We start from the raw sequence: 18,728 nt of genomic DNA on the forward strand, positions 1-18,728 counted from the left end.
ATGACAGTAAGTTCCGATCATTTCGACGTTATTGTTATCGGTGCAGGTCCGGCGGGGGCGCTTGCGTCAATACGTCTCGCGCAAGAGGGACTGAATGTCGCGATGCTGGAGAAAAGCAGCTTTCCCCGCTTTGTCATTGGCGAGAGTTTACTCCCTCAGTCCATGGTGTTTATGGAGAAAGCGGGTTTGCTGTCGCGGTTGGCGGCGGCAGGATTCCAGCATAAAGATGGCGCAAATTTTTCTGATGATACTCGGTTCAGCTCAATCAAATTTTCTGAAAAATCCGGCGAAGGGCCGGGGAACACTTATCAAGTGGAGCGGGAAAAATTTGATTCGCTTCTGGCGGACGCTGCCGTTGACGCAGGGGTAGATCTTCGTTTTCATCAAGATGTGACGGCTGTCGAATTTAATGAGGCGGGCACCGTGATCGTGGGGAAGGGGGCGGAGGGCGCCTTTCGACATACAGCGCGTTTTCTTGTGGATGCAAGCGGATATGGAAGGGTATTGCCGCGTTTGATGAAATTGGATGCTCCATCAGATTTTCCCGTGCGTCATGCGCTTTTCACTCATGTAGAAGACCAGCTGGCAACGCGTGATTTCGATCGCAACAAGATCCTGATTACGGTCCATCCACACTGCCGCGATATCTGGTTCTGGTTAATTCCGTTCGCAAACGGTAAATCCTCCGTGGGGGCAATTGTGCCACCGGAGGAACTCAGGAAATATCCGGGAACGCCTTCTGAAAAACTTTGGGCGATCATCAATGAAACGAAAGAGCTAAAAGACCTTCTCAGGGATGCCCGGGAACTGCGACCTGTTGGAGAGATGTCGGGATACTCGACAAAAGTTTCCCGCCTTGCCGGACCGCAATTTGCCCTTCTTGGCAATGCCGGGGAGTTTCTCGATCCGGTGTTTTCTTCCGGCGTCACGGTGGCCTTCAAATCAGCGGACCTCCTGATTGAACCATTGATGCGCCAGTTAAATGGAGAAAATGTGGATTGGGAGGCGGACTTCGCGCAGCCGCTTCAAGTCGGGGTGGACTGCTTTCGTGCCTTTGTGGAGGCATGGTACAGCGGCGAGTTGCAGGACGTAATTTTTAACCCGCCGAGAGATGACAACCCGATCAAGCAGATGATTGTTTCTATCCTGGCGGGCTATGCCTGGGATGAGAAAAATCCTTTTGTATTGCAGGGGCCACGATATCTGGACATGGTGGCACAGCAATGCGCGTAGCCGTTTTTCTTCTTCTCCTGATCGGAGTTTCCGCCTGTGCAACCGCACCGGAACATGCGACGGACTTCGCGCCATGGAAGTTACCGGAGGAACAGCCGCGGGAAGTCGTCCAGGTTTTGAATGGACGCCATAGTGATAATTCTTTCTCTTTACAGGTTCGGATGAGCCTGACGGAAGAAAAAATGCAAATTGCTGGATTGGATTCGTTCGGTCGTCGTGCGTTTGATATTCTCTGGGATGAGAACGGTGTAAGGGCTGGCAAAGCGGACTGGGTGTCCGATGACCTTGATGCCATTGATATCCTTAAAGTAATCGTCGCAGCCTACTGGCCGGAGAATGACCCGATGCAGGTGCGGGTGGCAGATCGGGCAGAGCAGTTAGAAATCACCTATCAGAGTGGTCGCAAGAATGCCTGGAATGAAACCGTGCAAATCCGCGACCCGGCGGCGAATTATGAATTGACTATTGTTTCCTATGAGTTGACCGAATGACGGAACGCTACTATCTCAACGCCCTTGGTATGATCAACGCGCTTGGCGTTGGTAAGGCGGCAGTGGGCGCGGGATTGTTCGCGGGCGATACTTCGGGAATGCAACCGCAGGAAGGGTATCTTTTTGATCAGAAGGTGATGGCGGGCGCGGTTGCACAAGCCTTGCCGGAAATCACAGGTGACCTTGCCGGCTATGACAGCCGTAATAACCGAATGTTACTCGTAGCAATGCAGGAGATAGAAGGCGATATCCGTACGGCCATTGATAAATACGGACCGGACCGGGTTGCCGTCATTCTTGGCACAAGTACTTCCGGGATCAGCGATAATGAACCCGGCATCGCCGAGAAAGTAAAGAGCGGGAGTTTCCCCGAGGGATTTGACTACAATCGTCAGGATAATGCCTCTCTTGCCTTATTCGCGCGATCCTACTTCGGTTTGTCAGGACTTGCCATGACGATTTCAACGGCCTGTACTTCCAGTGCCAAGACGCTTGCTTCAGCCCGGCGGATGATGGCGGCGGGCCTTTGCGATGCGGCGATTGTAGGCGGGGCAGATACGCTTTGCCGCCTGACAATGAACGGCTTTGCGTCCCTCGATCTGCTCTCTCCGGAGCTTTGCAATCCATTCAGCCAAAATCGCAATGGTATCAATATCGGAGAGGGGGCCGCCGTGTTCCTGATGAGCAGGGAACCATCGTCTGTCCGCATCGCCGGGATCGGTGAGACTTCCGATGCCTACCATATGAGTACGCCGGACCCTGAAGGTCTGGGTGCCCTAAATGCCATGCATCAGGCACTCGATCAAAGCGGTTTTACACCCGAGGATATTGCCTATCTCAATCTTCATGGGACAGCGACCGAACTCAATGACAGTGTTGAGGCGAAAGCGGTGTACGAGTTGCTAGGAGCGGTGCCCTGCAGCTCAACCAAGCCGCTGACGGGTCATACGCTCGGCGCAGCAGGAAGTACGGAACTCGGCTTTCTGTGGCTCGCGCTAAAGTCAGAGGCGGGAATGTTGCCACCGCATATCTGGGATGAAGTGGTAGACCCTGAACTGCCACCACTAAAGCTTGTGCCCACAGGGATGGCGGGGTCCGATGCACGCGCGATGATGACAAACTCCTTTGCTTTTGGCGGGAACAATATTAGCGTAATCCTCAGTAAAGAGGGGGAATGATGCAAGCCTGCCCTTACGACATTACAGAAATTCTTTATCATGCGCCGCCGATGATCCTGATTGACGGGGTGGCTGCTTATAATGAAACCGCCGTTGAGTCTGTGGTGAAGATTACGGCAGAAAGCCCGTTTGTTGAAAAGGGCGCTGTGCCCGCTTATGTCGGAATTGAGTATATGGCTCAAACCATTGCCGCCTATAGTGGGATCAAGGCGCGTAATGCCGGTGAAGGCGTCAAGATCGGTTATCTCGTTAGCTCCAGAAATATGACATTGAACTGCTCTGACTTTTTGATAGGAGACAGGCTGAATGTAAAAGTTGAGCTGGTATATGACGAAACGCCGATGGCGGTCTTTGATGGAACGATCTACCGGGCGGAAGAGCTTGTCGCTAAAGCTCGGCTTAATGTATACCAACCTTAAAAATAATCGCGTGAAAATGAATGCAAAATAGAATTCTAGTTACAGGGGCAAGCGGCGGGATAGGCCGTGCCGTTGCGCTGCGGCTCGCACAGGATGGCTTTGATATTGTCGCCCATTGCGGCCGCAATCGTGATGCCGGGTTGGGAACAGTTGAGTTGATTGAGGCAGCGGGCGGACAGGCTCGATTGGTTCAGTTCGATATTGCCGATCGAGATCAATGTCGGGATATACTGGAAGCTGATGTTGAAGAATTCGGTGCTTTTTATGGTGCGGTATTGAACGCAGGAATTACCCGGGATACTGCCTTTCCGGCCATGACCGATGACGACTGGGATGCCGTTATTCACACTAACCTTGATAGTTTTTACAATGTGCTAAAACCCATTACCATGCCGATGGTATCAGCCCGAAAGGGCGGGCGAATTGTGGTTATGTCCTCGGTTTCAGGGGAGATGGGTAATCGCGGGCAGGTGAATTACAGTGCGTCGAAGTCTGGTCTGATCGGGGCGGCGAAATCGCTCGCGCTGGAACTTGCAAAACGGAAAATCACGGTCAACTGCGTGGCGCCGGGCTTGATTGAATCGGCGATGACAGATGACCTGCCGCTCGATGAAATTATGAAAATGATCCCGCTACGTCGCCTTGGCGATGTGGATGAGGTAGCGGCGACGGTCTCGTTTTTATGCTCTGATGGCGCCGCCTATATCACGCGGCAGGTAATCTCTGTAAACGGAGGGATGGCGTAATGCAGCGCGTTGTTGTTACAGGCATGGGCGGCGTAACCTCACTGGGGGAAGAGTGGAATACGATTTCAGAAAAAATGCGTGCGGGAGAAACCGGTATTCAGCGCATGGAAAGCTGGGATTTTTATGATGGCCTGAATACCCGTCTCGCCGGACCGGTGGAAGGGTTCAATATTGACAAGAGATATTCGAGAAAAGCGCTTCGCAGTATGGGGCCCGTCTCAAAAATGGCCGTTTATGCGACGGAGCAGGCGCTGGAGATGGCGGGCCTTCTGGAAGACCCAGTGATTAAATCCGGGAAGATGGGGGTGGCCTATGGTTCCTCCTTCGGCAGTACGAAGCCGGTCATCGCCTTTACAGATTTGATAAGGGATGGTCACTCGCGTGATCTGACTGCCACCAGCTATGTCAAGATGATGAGCCATACGACAGCGGTCAATATTGGTGTTTTCTTTGGCCTTGCGGGGCGTGTCATTCCGACCTCTAGCGCCTGTACCTCTGGTAGCCAAGGTATCGGCTATGCCTATGAAGCGATTAAATATGGAATGCAGGATCTTATGGTTGCTGGCGGGGCGGAGGAGCTTTGTCCAACCATGGCGGCGGTATTCGATACGCTTTATGCCACCAGTATCAAGAACGATACCCCGCATTTATCTCCGCGCCCGTTTGATAAAGATCGGGACGGCCTTGTGATCGGGGAAGGGGCGGCAACGCTGGTTCTGGAATCCTATGATCATGCTGTGGCGCGCGGTGCTCCGATACTGGCTGAAATCGTTGGCTTTTCCACTAATTCAGATGGTCGTCATATCACCAACCCCACTCAGGCAACAATGGAAGTTGCGATGCAGGGCGCGCTTGATAATGCGGGGCTGATTGCCTCGGATATCGACTTTATCAGCGGGCATGGCACCGCGACAGAGCAGGGGGATATCGCCGAAACTCATGCAACTGATAAAGTGATGGGATCAAATATTCCTATCCATTCCCTCAAAAGCTATTTTGGTCATAGCCTGGGTGCATGCGGCGCAATCGAGGCCTGGCTCGGCATTGAAATGATGCGGGAGGGATGGTTCGCCCCGACAGTCAACCTCGACAACGTCGATGACGCCTGCGCCGAGATTGATTATGTCACTGGAGAGGGGCGGAACGTTGCCGTCCGTCACCTGATGAGCAATAATTTTGCCTTTGGCGGCATTAACAGTTCACTCATCTTTCGGAACGCTGCCGAAAGCGGGTCTAGTTAATCGGATTGGGATCGAGGGAAATACCTGGTAGGGCGCCGTTTACTGTATTGAAAATAAACTCCGGCGGATCGACGAACCTGAGTCCCACAACATGGCCGTTTTGCCAGACAAGATTGCAGTTGAACGCCCCGAAACGCGGGACTTCCAGAATAACGTCACTGGTTGGCCGGAAGTCCTGTTTCGTCTGAAAACGCGCGCCGCTAACTGACATGTCCCGCACCACACCCGGAACAGTCTGTTCGTTGCCCATCAGTCGGGCCCCCCAAAGCAAGGACAGTTTGCCATTCCACATGACTGTCTTGCGTCTGAACTTCCGCTTGTCTAGTCCGGAAGCGCCTGCATCATTCTGTTCCGAAATCGTTCCACCCAATCTGACTGTTGTTTGTTTAATTAGTATAAACGAGAAGCAAGTAAATCGAAAAGATATTAATATGAAATGAACAGATACCCTTAACAAAAGGTGAAATATAGCCGCCTACAAGGGAATCTTCATATGCTCAATTCGCGCCAAAGGATTCGTTGCTGGCTTCAATAAGCCGAATGCCATATCGCTTGAGGATTTTAATGGGGCGCTCTTCCGAATTCGGCGTACATTGCTGCTTATTAAAAACTGTCCGGCCAGGAGTGAAGGATATTTTTGCTACTGGTAAAGCTAATTCGATTTCTCCTTTAATGTTTGGATATGAAGCAATTAATTGTTTCGCTTGCTTCAGCGCGTCTTCTGCGTTGGCCAGCTTATCCATGAGAATCAGACTGACTTTACCCGGGGCAAGATCGAAAACATATGTCCCCTTGGCAAAGCATGTGGTGGTCATCGATCGAAAGCCGGTTGTCCATTTTGACATAACGGCATATTTGCCGGCGGGAACAGGTTTCAGGAAGAAATCCGGCGTGCCTTCCTGAAGCTTTGACGTCCCGAAGCTGGATACCGTATCGCATAAACCGCCACAAATAAGGAAGTTCGCCCTGACATCTGTAAATTTTCGCTCGGTCAAATCAACCTGCCCAAAAATAATCCCTGCTTTCTGGCGAGACGGCTTTTGTTTGATGATAAGGAGGTTCTGGTCACTTGTTAGATTGAAAGTGTAATCAGTATCTAATTTTGAAGCTGTACACGCTGCGAGAAATAAAATCAGGCATGCAGAAATGAAAGTGCGAAACATGGAATATCCAACCAAAACACGAAATGAGTGACTTTTATTCTAAGAGATGACTAGTTTGAATGGCAACCGAATTTCAGGTGCTGGCCGCGTTTTCTAATCCAGAATTACCATCACCTGACGGCCGGAGACGTCATATTCACCTTTGACAAATTCCTTGTTTTCATCGAACCAGAGCTTCGCTTTCCAGTCGCCGGTGAATGTGAACTTATCAGCCTTGATGTCCTTGCCGTTGACCTTGACCGTGTCATTTGTCTTGGCGATTTTGACGTTTAGAAGCTTAAAATCGACGATATTGAAAAGAAGTGTATTGTCGGTAATGCTGTAATGCCAAGGGGAGGTCGGAAATGCATTGAGAGGAAGGGTTAGGTCTTTGCCGTTGTAGGCAGCGCTATAATCCTTGGCCCCTCGGTTGAGGGAAATTTCATGGGCTGTACCGTTGTCGTCGGTTTTCCCTTCCATTTTCTGGAGTTCTCCGCTGGACCAGGTTTCCTTCAAATCCTGGTTGAACCCATATACTTCCATCCCCAGAAAAGAGACCGAGGCGTTGGCGCGCATTTCCTCAATCTCGCCCTTTTCGTTGCGTATTGTTGTCAAATGGACTTGGCCAACCTTATCATCTTTGAGATATACAGAGGCAAACTGATTTTTCTGAACTTTCTCGGCGAGCGCTAAACCAGGCGATATAGTGACGAGTACCAAGAGAGTTAATACAGTGCGTAACATTATGCTTCTCCTAAAATCATAACAGTATTATATAGTCCGACGAAAATATTTTCCAAATAATCGTTGAATATTATTACCCATGTACCAAGAGGTTCATTTTCTATTAGGCCGGATAACGAAAATACACTTTTTTTCCTCCTGTTTGGTGCCTTTTATTGGGTCGTGACCTAGACTCTGTGCGAGGGGAACATTAGGTTACAGATAACATATTAAGATGCAAAGAACGAGCTTTGACCTATGCCCGGGGCGCACTACCCGGCTTTTCCGAGATAATGAGCCTTGTTGTCCAATCGTCGAATGAACATTTTTCTGCTGCTCCTTTTGGGGCTGGTATTGTCTATGGCGGTTGCGATGCCTTTGCGTGCCGCAGAGGCGGCGCCTGCTACGGAAACTGCAGAGCCGGATTTAAACTATGATGTCAAAATAAATGGCGCGCCGACGGATTCCGTCTTGGAACTGATGGAGCAATCCTCTCGTCTTGAGCAACTTGAAGACAAGCTTCCGCCGAGTTTTGCAGCTTTGCGCCGCCGCGCGGAAACAGATGTAGAGGGTTTTAAAAAAGTTCTCCGATCGGAGGGATATTACGCCAATGAAGTAGTGCTGAAGATTGATAATAAACAGCAGCCCATCGCTATCACCTTTGACATCACGCCGGGTCCTCTTTTCCGGATCACTAAGTTTGATATTCATTTTGCAAAGGGAAAAGATATCCCCGCCGCGCCGACCTTATCTGCAATTGATATAGAGATCGGGATGGCTGCGCGATCAGAGCCTGTGGTTAACGCGGGGACGCAGATAATTGTGGATCTTGCCAATCGCGGGTTTCCCAATGCGACTGTTGCAAAACAGGACGCCATCGTCGATTTTGCGACTGACGGTATGGAGGTGACGCTGACCATTGACGCGGGACCCCGCCTTTACATGGGGGAGCTCAGGCTTGAAGGGCTGGAAGAAGTTGAGGAAGCCTATATCCGGCGTCTTGCTGAATGGCAGCCGGGTAAACTCTATGATACCCGTGTTCTTGATAGTCTGAGGCGGCGCTACCTGCGGAGCGGTCTTTTTGATAGCGTTCGTTTGAAGACCCGTGAAAAAGAGCAGCCTGACAGTACTGTTCCGATCACTCTTGTTTTTGTCGAGCGGGATCGACGATCTGTTGGTGTTGGGGCGAGTTTTTCAACCAGTGAAGGCTTCGGCACACAGTATTACTGGGAAAATCGCAATTACTTCGGCGAGGGGGAGAAACTACGGGCAGATCTAACGATTGCAGAAATTCGTCGTGAGTTAAAGCTCACCTTCGTGAAGCCCAATTTCACTAAAATTGACCAGAATTTGAATGCAAATTTCGACATTCGCAATGAAAATACCGATGCTTATGACGAAGATGCGGTTTCTGCCTATATCGGGTTGGATAGGCGCTGGCGAAAGAAATGGGTGGTCGGCGCCGGTGTTTCTGCCGAGTACGCAAAAATCGATGACAGTGGTGTGACCGAGAATTACGCGCTTGTCGGGTTGCCGCTGACGGCCCGATATGATTCCACGAATGATCTTTTGGATCCGACAAAAGGCCGGCGTTTCGCGGCTTCCCTCGTGCCGTATCTCGGGCTCAATGACGATACGCCCGATTTCATCAGGTTCGAGATGGATGGCTCCACCTATTATTCTGTCCTTGAAGAAGATCGTCTGGTTTTGGCCGCTCGCGGAAAGGTTGGTTTGATGGCGGGAGATAGTGCTGGGTCTATTCCGGCAAATAAGCGGTTTTATGCGGGTGGCGGCGGGTCTGTCCGGGGCTATAAATACCAGACGGTCGGCCCTCTCGATGCCAGTAATGATCCCATTGGCGGGCGGTCACTTCTGGAGGTCGGTTTTGAGGCACGTACGCGTATCACAGACAGTATTGGCCTTGTCCCTTTTATCGAGGGTGGCAACGTCTATGAGAGTATGGCGCCCGATTTTTCCGGTGAATTTCTCTGGGGTGCTGGTCTTGGATTTCGCTATTACACAGCAATCGGCCCAATCCGCTTCGATGTCGCTGTTCCCCTAAATCGTCGCAAGAATGTGGATGATGCCTATCAGTTCTATATCAGTATCGGTCAGGCCTTTTAATGACACGCAAGAAGCTTATCGCGGCGATTATCTGCGCGCCATTCCTGATCCTGCTGATTATCATTACGGGCGGGTACGCATTTTTGCAAATGGACAGCGGCCGTGCGTTGCTGGTCTCCCAAATCGAGGAAGCCGCCTCGACTCCCGGTGAGCTTGAGCTGAAACTTGGGCCATTAGACGGCAATATTTTTGGGGATTTTTCTCTGCAACAGATCCGCCTTCGGGATGCAATGGGCGAATGGCTGAGCATAGAAGATATCGCTGTCTCCTGGTCACCGCTTGACCTTATATCCGGCACGCTGTCCATTCACGTAGTCACTGCTAAAACCCTTTCCGTGGATCGTCAGCCGGATTTGCCGTCCTCTGAAGAAGAAAACAAGGCCTCTGCAGGAATACCGTCCTTACCTATTGATATCAGGCTGTCGCGGTTCGAGATACTGGAGATAAATATCGCAGAACCTGTTGTTGGTCAGGCGGCAGATCTCGCTCTCTTGATGAATTTAAATGCCAAGACCGACGATGTTATTCGCAGTGAGGTTAAACTGACGGAGTTGAACGGTCCGGGCGCTCTCCTGACGGGTGGTGTGGATTTTGATCCGGTTCGTGAGACATTGGCAATCGAAGCGAAGCTGGACGAGCCCGAAGGGGGCCTTATATCCCGCTTTTTGGTGTTGCCCGGTTATCCGGCGATCAAGATGGATCTGGTCGGTAATGGCGTTCTTAACGCGTGGCGCGGGCAGTTCAGCGCGAGTGCAGGCAAGCTTTTCGATGCTGATTTTGCCATCGCAACGCAAGGGGCAGAGAAAATTAACATCGAACTGAAAGGAGGAGGTGCTCTGGATCAGTCTCTCGCGGCCGATATTCCGCTTATCGACGACTCGCGGATTTCAGTCACGGCCTCGTTGATCTTAGATACGGAAAGTACCGAAGTAACTCTCTCTTCCGCCAATATTGAAAACGCCGTCCTGCAGCTGCGGGCGAGCGGTAAGGTTGACCCGTCAAATGAGGCCATCAATCTGGCAGTAAAAACTGCGTTGCGTGATACTGCGCCTGTGAATGACCTGATTGCGCCTGCCGCCATTCGTGATGGTACGCTCGATCTCGATATACACGGGACCTTTGATAATCTGACGGCCAATGCGATTTTGAAAGCTACCGATCTTGATATCGACAATAGTCTTGCCGCGCGGTCGGTGACGGGTACATTCACCTCTGAACTTGATCTTACGGCACTAACGACTGTGCCGGTTACTGGCTCTGCCGCGCTTGGCAGTCTCTCTAAGCTTCCGGATGAAGTTGTCGGTCTCGTTGGTGAAAATCTCGATATCGATTTTGAGATGGATTATGGCGTTAAGAGTGAAAAACTCACCCTTCGTTCATTGCGCCTTCTTGGTACGCATATTAGTGCGCAGAGTCAGGGCGAGATTAGTTTCGCTGATCTCGGCGCGAGTGCGGATATATCGATAAAACTAGACGAACTTTCCCGTATCGCACCGATGAAAGGGGAGCTTCTAGCCGATCTCACCCTATCAAGCGGGGACGTCAGCAAGTCTCTGACCGGTCAACTCAACGCGCATACGGTTAATCTCGATATGGGCGATGCAAACCTGACCTCGCTGCTAGGGACCGGGCCGACACTTGCGCTTTCGCTGGACCTTGATCTAGTCGGGGAGCTGCTTTCCCTCTCTGACATCAAGCTTGCGACTGAAGCAGGGGATGTCCGGGGGCACGCAAGCCTGCCACTCGCCTTTGACACTATCAATGCGGATTTAACGGCAAGCCTGCCCAGTCTTGCAAATCTCAGTGATCTTGCCGGTATCCCACTTTCCGGAAACGCGGAACTAACGGCGTTGTTATCGGGATCGCCTGATGATCCGTCTATCAACGGCGATGTCAAGATCGGCGATCTTCAGCTCGATGGCACATTAATAGGGGTAGTTGACGCGAGTTATAATGCATCGGCGCTGGCAACCTCGCCTGTCGGAGGTTTTTCGGCGCAGCTTCGCCATGCGCAAGTAACGGCGGATGCGTTTGCCAAGTTCGCCATGCTTGACTATAGCCGGTTGGAACTCTCTGATATTGTCCTTACAGAACAGAAGAACAAGATCACCGGCAACCTCACGGTACCTTTTGATGGAACGCCACTTAAAGGAACTATGACAGGGAAAATTCCGAATCTTGCCCCGATCGCTGAGTTGATGGAAGAGACCGCCTCAGGCTCTATCGAATTCACGGCGACGCTTGCGGATGCTGGCGGAACGCAATCCGTCAAGGCGACGATGGAGGCAAATAGTCTTAACGTTGCGGCGGCAGATATCGGCATTGCAAAAGTCACTGCCGGCCTTGACGTTATTGATGCCCTAGGCACACCGAGCCTGAAGGTCAATGCGAAAGCGGATGACATTCTGGCGGCGGGGCAACAATTAAAGGAACTTACGGCTACTGCATCAGGTGATTTATCGAATATCGACTATCGATTTGGCCTTCTGCGTGGTCAAGAACCGGAATTGAAACTTTCCGGAAGCGGTACATTTGCCTTCACCGAAGCAATGACGAAGCTGCGGCTGGTGACGTTGGATGGCGCTTTCGCGGACCGGAAAATCGAGCTGACCAAACCCCTTTATCTCGAACAGGAGGGGGGAAATATTAATCTTGATGATTTCGCGCTTACTTTCGGGGCAGGATCACTCCGTGGATCGGGAAAATTATCAAATGAGACTGCTCGTATGGATTTGGCGTTCAACGATTTGCCGGTTGATCTTGTCGAGCTTATTGATCCGGCGTATGCCGTCTCCGGGGGATTGGATGGAGACGTGACGCTGCGGGCGACGAAGGGAACACCGGCAACGGGAAACCTTTCCATCAAGGCCAAGGATATCAAGCTGGAGGATGAAGATTATGGAGAATTACCCACGTTCGAGAATAATCTGACGGCAAAATTGAGCGATGGGCAGCTTACCTTTCAGGGAAATGTTAAAGGGCTGGAAGCAACCAGTATTGATGTTTCCGGACAGCTTCCGTTTGATATTTCCTTGGATACCCGAAATATTCTTGTTGATGAAAAAAAACCGGTTAAATTAGATATAAATATAAATAGCGATATCAATAAGATATGGCCACTTCTTGCACTGGATACACAGGACATGAAGGGTCAATTGGCTACCAATGCGACTATTAACGGCACCATTTCAGCCCCCGTTATTGCCGGGCAGGCACGCATTAGCAACGGCTATTTCGAAGATGTTGAGCAGGGCACCATTCTTAAGGATATCACCCTGAATGCGAATATAACTGATGCGGATACGCTCAAAATTGAGTTCAACGCGTCGGATAGTCAGGGCGGAAAAGTAACCTCCTCGGGTACTGTAGACTTTGCCAAGCTGACAGAGCCGGAACTTGATCTGAATATAGTTCTTTCCAATCTTCTGGCGATTAATCGTGATGAGATTTCGGCCATTACCGATGCCAATATCGACATAAGGGGCAACCTTCAGCATCTGACCGTGGAAGGCGAAGCGACTACTCGAGAGGTAGAACTCAATATCGGCGGTTCGGTTGCGCCAAATGTTGTGGAGCTGAAATATGAGACGATCAATAAACCCGGCGAAAAGCCCAGGGAAAAGGTAAAAGAGGCCGAACCGTCCAAAATCTCACTTGATTTCGATCTCGATATGCCCAGCCGGGTGTTCATTCGGGGTCGCGGTCTTGATTCCGAATGGAAGGGCAATTTCACGATCCGGGGTACGGCGGATAAACCGGTTATCGAAGGGTATATTAGCCCGGTGCGGGGGCAATTCACATTCGCGGGCAAGAGTTTTGAACTAACTGAAGGAGAAATTTCTTTGGTTGGCGGGGAAACCATTAACCCGGAACTCTCGCTAAAAGCAACATACACTGGATCGAATGTAACGGCGATTGTGACGATATCCGGGACGGCCACAAATCCGGAAATTAGTTTTTCATCTCCTGACGGACTGCCGCAGGACGAGGTGCTGGCTCAGGTCCTGTTTGGTAAATCCTCAGGTAAACTATCGGCGATCGAAGCGGTGCAACTGGCAGAGACGGTAGCCGCTCTCTCGGGTAAGCTGGGCAGCGGCGGCGGTATTACGGGCTTTGTGCGGGATACCCTCGGTGTAGATGTTGTCAGCGCCAGCACTAACGAGCAAACCGGCGAATCCGAAGTAAGTGTCGGAAAATATGTCTCGGATAATATCTATGTTGGGGTAGATCAGGGAACTCAATCCGGCGGCACGCGTGCCAAGGTGCAGATTGAGCTGACCCCCAATATCTCTGTAGAAAGCGAGATGGGGCAATCGACAGACAGCAGTGTTGGTATTTTCTGGAAATGGGATTACTAGGAGTTGCCGCTTTTTTTCTAGGTATCTTTTCGCCGCTTGCTATGATGACGAAAAAGAAGAAAAGCTAACAGAAAAGAGGGGCCTTATGAGCTATGAATTCATTTCCGTCACGGCGGAGAACCATATCACCCGGATTACTTTTGAGCGGCCAGAGGTGATGAACGCGATCCATAAGCCGATGCATGATGAAATGCAACGTGCGTTGGATGAGTTTGCGGCGAATGATGACCAGTATATATGCGTCCTGAAGGGGCGGGGGGAACGGGCCTTCTGTGCAGGCAGTGATTTGAAGGCAATCGCCGCGAGCACGGATCCGAAGGCGCGTGAGTATCCCAAAAACGGCTATGCGGGCCTGATCGAGCGGTTTGATTTGAACAAGCCCATCATTGCTGCGGTCGATGGTGTAGCGCTCGGTGGCGGATTCGAGATTGCGCTTGCCTGCGACATTATCATCGCGACGGAAAATTCCCGCTTTGGCCTGCCTGAGCCGTTAGTTGGCGCAGTCGCGCTCGGTGGCGGGCTCCACCGTCTTGCCCGGCAGATAGGCCTGAAAAAAGCGATGGGGATGATCCTGAGTTCCGATAGCGTCGATGCCGAAACAGGGGATCGCCTTGGCTTCGTGAACGAGGTGGTGGCGCCCTACGCGATGGAGGAGGCGATTGAGCGGTGGTGCGGCCTTATCCTGCGCGGCAGCCCGCATGCGATCCGCGCCTCCAAGGAGACAGTGATGCGCAGCGTGGATGAACCCTCCCTTGAAGAGGCAATCAAGAACCAGAAAGATTATCCCGCGTTCAAGGAATGGTATCAGTCCGATGACCGGATAGAGGGGCCGCGCGCTTTCTCCGAAAAACGTAAACCCGACTGGAAAGGCCGCTAAGCCCTCGCCCGCGCCGGATCGTCAGCCGGTTATCCGCTCCCACAAAAGGTGATGCTCATAGGTGTTGCCCGAAGATGTTGTTTCCGGCTTGGTTTTAAGGAGAACGTTTTCGCCCTGCAGAACCACGGTACGGATCAACGGGTTCCCGATCCAGTAAGGCACTGTCGCAATGTCGACATCGTGAATGACCTGATCACCCTCAAGGCGGAAATTACCCCCATAGGCGAGGCAGATATCGGGGCTGGCCGCCGTTTCCCGTGGCTGATCCGCGAAATCGGTGCGCATCAGGAAGCCACTCATCCGGCCTTCGGGGCTATAGATAATCTGGCCTTTCGCATCTTCGCCCATCGGGTAGCCGACGGGCTCCCCATTCTTGAGGCTTGTCCAGCTTTTCAGGCGCCAGGTACCGATCAGATCGTCACGGGTAATCATTGGAAATTTCCTTTTCTTGTTATTATGCTGGCAACCTAGCAGTTTGGCGGGCGTGGCAAAAGATGTAATATCACGTCTAATCAACGGGAGGGCGACATGTTCAAAATCAAGCATATCGATCATCTGGTCCTGAGGGTCAAGGATATCGAGAAGATGATGGATTTCTATATCAAGGCGCTTGGCTGTACGATGGAGAAAACACAAGAAGCAATCGGGCTTTATCAGCTTCGCGCGGGATCATCGCTGATCGATCTGGTGACGGTCGAGGGGACGCTGGGGCAGATGGGGGGCGCGGCACCGGGGAAAGAGGCACGCAATCTCGATCATTTCTGCCTCTCCATCGAGAATTTTGATGAGGAAGAAATTCGCGCCCACCTGAACGCCCATGGCATCGATCCGGGCGAGCTCAAAAGTCGCTACGGCGCGGACGGGCAGGGACCGTCCTTCTATATGAGTGATCCGGAGGGGAATGTGGTAGAGCTCAAAGGGCCGCCCGAGGCACTCTAACAGCAAGAGGAGGGGGAATATGCGGTATCTCTGGCTCGGCATTTATTTTGCCGTTTTGATCTGGTCGGCGATTGAGCCGAAAGGCTATTTCATCTGGTTTCTAGAGGTTGTACCGGCATTGATCGGGCTAGTTATCCTTGCCCTGACATACCAGAAATTTCCTTTAACGCCGTTGCTTTACACGCTCATTCTCATTCATTGCATTATTCTGATGGTGGGCGGGCATTACACCTATGCCGAGGTGCCGCTGTTCGACACCATCAAACCCTGGTTCGGGTTTGAGCGGAACAATTACGACCGCGTCGGCCATCTGGCGCAAGGCTTCGTGCCCGCCATCATCGCGCGGGAGGTCCTGATCCGGCTGGAGATTGTGAGGGGGGCGAACTGGCGGAATTTTATCATCGTCTCCATCTGCCTCGCCTTCAGTGCCTTTTATGAATTGATCGAATGGGCCGTCGCGATCCTCACCGGCGCCGCCGCCGATGACTTCCTCGCCACCCAAGGCGATATCTGGGACACTCAAAGCGATATGGCGCTGGCCCTTTTCGGCGCGATCCTAGCGCTGCTGTTGCTGTCAAGGCTGCATGACCAGCAGTTGAAGAGGGTGGGATGATTTGCTAGGTTTGCCATGTTGAGCTTCAACTAATAATAATGTACTTTTAACAACCGTTCTTTTTTGGTTCCGAATTTCATGGCAGCCCCAAAATTATTCATATCATATAGTTGGTCAAGCATAGAGCATGAGCAATTCGTACTAGATTTGGCGACCGAACTAGTGGAATCCGGCATCGACGTAATTCTGGACAAGTGGGACCTAAAAGAAGGCCATGATGCGGTGGCATTTATGGAAAAAATGGTTACTGATAAATCTATAAAAAAGGTTGCCATAATTTCTGACAGCACATACGCAGAAAAAGCGGATGGAAGGGCTGGAGGTGTAGGTACTGAAACGCAAATTATTTCTAAAGAAGTATATGACAAGCAAAATCAAGACAAATTTGTTGTTATAGTTACGGAGAAAGATGGCGATGGCAATCCACTTATTCCTACTTATTATAAATCGAGAATATTTATAGATTTAAGTGAGTCGGATATTTATGCGGAGAACTTCGAAAAACTATTACGCTGGGTTTTTGATAAGCCATTACACGTCAAGCCAGAGTTGGGAACGAAACCTAAATTTCTCGATGAACCAGAAGATTTATCACTAGGAACGACTGTTGCATTTCGTCGCGCGGTTTCTGCCATTAAAGATAACAAGCCTTTCGCTTTAGGTGCATTGGATGAATATTTTACGATATTCTCGGCAAATTTAGAAAATTTTAGGCTAACAAATGTTCAGGGAGAGTTTGACGACGCTGTTGTGGATAATATCGAAAGTTTTATCCCTTATCGCAATGAATTAATCCAAGTTCTCCTGACAATTGCTCACTATTGTCCTGCTGAAGAGTATATAAAAAAGTTTATCGTTTTTTCGAATTGTTAATTCCCTATCTAAGTGTTCCTAAAGATGTCGGATCTTGGAAAGAATGGGATTTTGATAATTTCAAATTCATCATCCATGAAATGTTTTTGTATACGATAGCAATTTTCATCAAAACTGAAAATTATACGTTGGCAAATTACCTTTTAGCTAACGAGTATTATGTTTCGTATCATTCGAACCACGGAAGTTCAGTAATGGTTAAGTTTACTGAATTTCGGAACTATCTAGAATCTCTAAAATACCGAAATAAAAGACTAAAATTGAATAGAATATCGGTTCATGCTGATTTATTGCGTGAACGATCTAGCGGTACAGGAATAGAGTTCAATGATCTTATGCAGGCCGATTTTGTGTTGCTATTGCGAGGCGATCATGATGCTTCTGATAGTTATGATGGATGGTGGCCGGAGACTTTAGTTTATTGTGTAAGATTACGAGGTCCATTTGAAATATTCTCTAGGGCGAAATCGAAATCATATTTCGCATTAATAAAACCGATGCTGGGCATAAATAACATTGAGGAATTGAGAGCGCAGCTAGAGGAATATAAAAACGGCAGCATAAAATTGCCAAGCTGGAGTTATTTGAGACTTGAACCTGCGCAGTTACTTGGTTTAGAAAAACTTGAGACGATAGCCTAAAAAACTACCCCAATCGCCCAAAAGCGTCCGCATAAACAACCGGGGCGACTTCTGCTTTCTCGTCGCCGAGTTCCAGCGCCATAAAATAGTCGCCCGCGTAGATGCAGTCGAACGGCGCGGCAGTTTCGACATTAAATCCTAAGCGGGTGTAGTAGGCGGGGTCGCCGAGGACGAAGATCAGCGTTTTACCCTTGCTGCGGGCCTCCTTAATCGCGCGCCTTATCAGCGCGCCGCCGATGCCCTCTCCCTGCCGCTTCGGGGTGACGGAAACGGGCGCGAGCGCGAGGGCGTTTTTCGGGGATTTAAGGCGGGAGAGGGCAATATGGCCGATAATCTCTCCGTCCTCCCCCTCCATTACCAGCGAGAGCCAAAGATCCCCGTCCTGCCGGAGGGCATCAACAAGGTTTGCCTCGTCTTCCTGCCCGAAGGCGGCGGTGATAAGGGCGTGGATGGCGGGGGCATCGTCGGGCCGTTCCTGTCGCAGGGGGAGGCTCACGGGCTAAGCGGGTTGCGCGCGTCAGAGAGCAACTTGCCGCCGATGGCGATAAAGCAGGCGCCGGCTGTCCGCTCGATCCAGTGGCGGGCTTTGGCAAAACGGTTCATCACCGGTTTTGAGGACATGAACAGGCTGACGATTGTGTACCAGAGGAGGGAGCTTGTAAAAACCAGCGCGATCATCAGGAGGAGGAGCCAGCTCGGTGTCTCCGCCGTGACCGCCGTTGCGAAGACGCTGGTAAACAGAACAACAGCCTTCGGGTTGGTGAGCGTCACCATAAATCCGAACAGGAGCGCGTTGCCTGCGGGCTTGCGCTCTGCGGTCGTCATCTCCATCGCGTCGGGCTTCACGAACAGGAGCCGGATGCCGAGATAGATGAGGTAGCCCGCGCCCGCAACGCGCACCGCCCAGGCGAGCCATTCATATTGGGTGAGAATGGCCGAAAGACCGAGAAGACTCAGGCTCGCATACATCAGAAGCCCGATAGAAACACCAAGGGAGGTCAGCAGCCCGCTTCTTGTGCCGCCCGTCATGGAGGATCGGACAACGCCGATAAAATCCGGCCCGGGCAGCATCAGCGCCGGAATAAAAATGCCAAAAACGGAAAGCAAAATCAAAGTCGTATCCATATCAG

The 18,728-nt window shown here is 51.0% G+C and carries 19 protein-coding genes; 13 read left to right on the forward strand and 6 right to left on the reverse strand.

The features are described 5' to 3' along the window. Genes LKE13_RS11100 through LKE13_RS11125 form a run of 6 tightly spaced genes read left to right on the forward strand, consistent with a single transcriptional unit; the run spans position 1 to position 5,308 of the window. Positions 1–1,233: an NAD(P)/FAD-dependent oxidoreductase gene (locus LKE13_RS11100; protein ID WP_227951303.1), complete on the forward strand. Its 1,233-nt coding sequence runs from the start codon at positions 1–3 to the stop codon at positions 1,231–1,233. After that, on the forward strand, positions 1,224–1,724 hold the full coding sequence (locus tag LKE13_RS11105; RefSeq protein WP_227951306.1) for a DUF3261 domain-containing protein: 501 nt from the start codon (positions 1,224–1,226) through the stop codon (positions 1,722–1,724). The genes LKE13_RS11100 and LKE13_RS11105 overlap by 10 nt, the downstream gene beginning before the upstream one ends. Then, positions 1,721–2,902, forward strand: coding sequence for a beta-ketoacyl-[acyl-carrier-protein] synthase family protein (locus LKE13_RS11110; protein ID WP_227951308.1), 1,182 nt, complete (start codon positions 1,721–1,723; stop codon positions 2,900–2,902). The genes LKE13_RS11105 and LKE13_RS11110 overlap by 4 nt, the downstream gene beginning before the upstream one ends. Beyond that, positions 2,899–3,321, forward strand: a complete 423-nt coding sequence (locus LKE13_RS11115) for a hypothetical protein (RefSeq protein WP_227951310.1) — start codon at positions 2,899–2,901, stop codon at positions 3,319–3,321. The genes LKE13_RS11110 and LKE13_RS11115 overlap by 4 nt, the downstream gene beginning before the upstream one ends. Positions 3,322–3,341: 20 nt before the next feature. Beyond that, on the forward strand, positions 3,342–4,067 hold the full coding sequence (locus LKE13_RS11120) for a 3-ketoacyl-ACP reductase FabG2 (protein ID WP_227951313.1): 726 nt from the start codon (positions 3,342–3,344) through the stop codon (positions 4,065–4,067). After that, positions 4,067–5,308 (forward strand): beta-ketoacyl-ACP synthase, encoded by a 1,242-nt coding sequence (locus LKE13_RS11125; protein WP_227951315.1) that lies wholly within the window; start codon positions 4,067–4,069, stop codon positions 5,306–5,308. Before LKE13_RS11120 ends, LKE13_RS11125 begins: the two co-directional genes overlap by 1 nt. Here the strand turns inward: LKE13_RS11125 and LKE13_RS18905 are convergent. The 3 genes from LKE13_RS18905 to LKE13_RS11140 form a co-directional block, all read right to left on the reverse strand. Beyond that, positions 5,301–5,765, reverse strand: a complete 465-nt coding sequence (locus LKE13_RS18905; protein ID WP_415776524.1) for a PilZ domain-containing protein — start codon at positions 5,763–5,765, stop codon at positions 5,301–5,303. The two genes, LKE13_RS11125 and LKE13_RS18905, sit on opposite strands and share 8 nt — an antisense overlap. Before the next feature lie 40 nt (positions 5,766–5,805). Next, complete coding sequence (locus LKE13_RS11135; protein ID WP_227951318.1) at positions 5,806–6,471, reverse strand: hypothetical protein; 666 nt, start codon at positions 6,469–6,471, stop codon at positions 5,806–5,808. Positions 6,472–6,564: 93 nt separating this feature from the next. Beyond that, positions 6,565–7,194 (reverse strand): DUF6134 family protein, encoded by a 630-nt coding sequence (locus LKE13_RS11140; RefSeq protein ID WP_227951320.1) that lies wholly within the window; start codon positions 7,192–7,194, stop codon positions 6,565–6,567. A 282-nt stretch (positions 7,195–7,476) separates the two neighbouring features. Here LKE13_RS11140 and LKE13_RS11145 point away from each other — a divergent pair, with 282 nt between their 5' ends. From LKE13_RS11145 to LKE13_RS11155, 3 genes are all read left to right on the forward strand, one after another. Then, on the forward strand, positions 7,477–9,297 hold the full coding sequence (locus tag LKE13_RS11145) for an autotransporter assembly complex protein TamA (RefSeq protein WP_227951322.1): 1,821 nt from the start codon (positions 7,477–7,479) through the stop codon (positions 9,295–9,297). Then, positions 9,297–13,655 (forward strand): translocation/assembly module TamB domain-containing protein, encoded by a 4,359-nt coding sequence (locus LKE13_RS11150; protein ID WP_227951325.1) that lies wholly within the window; start codon positions 9,297–9,299, stop codon positions 13,653–13,655. Before LKE13_RS11145 ends, LKE13_RS11150 begins: the two co-directional genes overlap by 1 nt. Before the next feature lie 85 nt (positions 13,656–13,740). After that, positions 13,741–14,532: an enoyl-CoA hydratase-related protein gene (locus LKE13_RS11155; RefSeq protein WP_227951327.1), complete on the forward strand. Its 792-nt coding sequence runs from the start codon at positions 13,741–13,743 to the stop codon at positions 14,530–14,532. Between the two features lie 21 nt (positions 14,533–14,553). Here the strand turns inward: LKE13_RS11155 and LKE13_RS11160 are convergent, their stop codons facing one another. Beyond that, the gene (locus tag LKE13_RS11160; protein WP_227951329.1) at positions 14,554–14,964 is read right to left on the reverse strand and encodes a lipocalin-like domain-containing protein; all 411 of its coding nucleotides are present in this window, start codon (positions 14,962–14,964) and stop codon (positions 14,554–14,556) included. Between the two features lie 96 nt (positions 14,965–15,060). On the opposite strand from LKE13_RS11160, the gene LKE13_RS11165 reads away from it, so the two are divergent. The 4 genes from LKE13_RS11165 to LKE13_RS11180 all read left to right on the forward strand — a co-directional run bounded on the left by LKE13_RS11165 (position 15,061) and on the right by LKE13_RS11180 (position 17,598). Continuing rightward, the gene (locus tag LKE13_RS11165) at positions 15,061–15,471 is read left to right on the forward strand and encodes a VOC family protein (RefSeq protein ID WP_227951331.1); all 411 of its coding nucleotides are present in this window, start codon (positions 15,061–15,063) and stop codon (positions 15,469–15,471) included. Positions 15,472–15,490: 19 nt separating this feature from the next. Beyond that, entirely contained in the window at positions 15,491–16,084 is a 594-nt protein-coding gene (locus LKE13_RS11170; protein WP_227951333.1) for a DUF2238 domain-containing protein, read from the forward strand. 78 nt (positions 16,085–16,162) lie between these two features. Further along, positions 16,163–16,957 carry an SEFIR domain-containing protein gene (locus LKE13_RS11175; RefSeq protein ID WP_227951335.1) on the forward strand — a complete coding sequence of 265 codons (795 nt, stop codon included), beginning with the start codon at positions 16,163–16,165 and terminating at the stop codon, positions 16,955–16,957. 194 nt (positions 16,958–17,151) lie between these two features. Then, the gene (locus LKE13_RS11180) at positions 17,152–17,598 is read left to right on the forward strand and encodes a hypothetical protein (protein WP_227951337.1); all 447 of its coding nucleotides are present in this window, start codon (positions 17,152–17,154) and stop codon (positions 17,596–17,598) included. A 4-nt stretch (positions 17,599–17,602) separates the two neighbouring features. Here LKE13_RS11180 and LKE13_RS11185 read toward each other — a convergent pair whose 3' ends face one another. Further along, positions 17,603–18,094, reverse strand: coding sequence for a GNAT family N-acetyltransferase (locus LKE13_RS11185; protein ID WP_227951339.1), 492 nt, complete (start codon positions 18,092–18,094; stop codon positions 17,603–17,605). Then, a complete protein-coding gene (locus LKE13_RS11190) occupies positions 18,091–18,723 on the reverse strand; it encodes a LysE family translocator (RefSeq protein WP_227951341.1) in 633 nt (210 codons plus the stop codon). The genes LKE13_RS11185 and LKE13_RS11190 overlap by 4 nt, the downstream gene beginning before the upstream one ends. Between the last annotated feature and the right edge of the window lie 5 nt (positions 18,724–18,728).

The sequence above is a fragment of the Sneathiella sp. HT1-7 genome (assembly GCF_020731145.1).
Taxonomy (GTDB): Bacteria; Pseudomonadota; Alphaproteobacteria; order Sneathiellales; family Sneathiellaceae; genus Sneathiella.

Bases quoted from the DNA above. Each gene is read 5' to 3' on its own strand.
- LKE13_RS11100 (WP_227951303.1), top strand. From the start codon at position 1: ATGACAGTAAGTTCCGATCATTTCGACGTTATTGTTATCGGTGCAGGT.
- LKE13_RS11105 (WP_227951306.1), top strand. From the start codon at position 1,224: ATGCGCGTAGCCGTTTTTCTTCTTCTCCTGATCGGAGTTTCCGCCTGT.
- LKE13_RS11110 (WP_227951308.1), top strand. From the start codon at position 1,721: ATGACGGAACGCTACTATCTCAACGCCCTTGGTATGATCAACGCGCTT.
- LKE13_RS11115 (WP_227951310.1), top strand. From the start codon at position 2,899: ATGATGCAAGCCTGCCCTTACGACATTACAGAAATTCTTTATCATGCG.
- LKE13_RS11120 (WP_227951313.1), top strand. From the start codon at position 3,342: ATGCAAAATAGAATTCTAGTTACAGGGGCAAGCGGCGGGATAGGCCGT.
- LKE13_RS11125 (WP_227951315.1), top strand. From the start codon at position 4,067: ATGCAGCGCGTTGTTGTTACAGGCATGGGCGGCGTAACCTCACTGGGG.
- LKE13_RS11135 (WP_227951318.1), bottom strand. From the start codon at position 6,471: ATGTTTCGCACTTTCATTTCTGCATGCCTGATTTTATTTCTCGCAGCG.
- LKE13_RS11140 (WP_227951320.1), bottom strand. From the start codon at position 7,194: ATGTTACGCACTGTATTAACTCTCTTGGTACTCGTCACTATATCGCCT.
- LKE13_RS11150 (WP_227951325.1), top strand. From the start codon at position 9,297: ATGACACGCAAGAAGCTTATCGCGGCGATTATCTGCGCGCCATTCCTG.
- LKE13_RS11155 (WP_227951327.1), top strand. From the start codon at position 13,741: ATGAGCTATGAATTCATTTCCGTCACGGCGGAGAACCATATCACCCGG.
- LKE13_RS11160 (WP_227951329.1), bottom strand. From the start codon at position 14,964: ATGATTACCCGTGACGATCTGATCGGTACCTGGCGCCTGAAAAGCTGG.
- LKE13_RS11165 (WP_227951331.1), top strand. From the start codon at position 15,061: ATGTTCAAAATCAAGCATATCGATCATCTGGTCCTGAGGGTCAAGGAT.
- LKE13_RS11170 (WP_227951333.1), top strand. From the start codon at position 15,491: ATGCGGTATCTCTGGCTCGGCATTTATTTTGCCGTTTTGATCTGGTCG.
- LKE13_RS11175 (WP_227951335.1), top strand. From the start codon at position 16,163: ATGGCAGCCCCAAAATTATTCATATCATATAGTTGGTCAAGCATAGAG.
- LKE13_RS11180 (WP_227951337.1), top strand. From the start codon at position 17,152: ATGGTTAAGTTTACTGAATTTCGGAACTATCTAGAATCTCTAAAATAC.
- LKE13_RS11190 (WP_227951341.1), bottom strand. From the start codon at position 18,723: ATGGATACGACTTTGATTTTGCTTTCCGTTTTTGGCATTTTTATTCCG.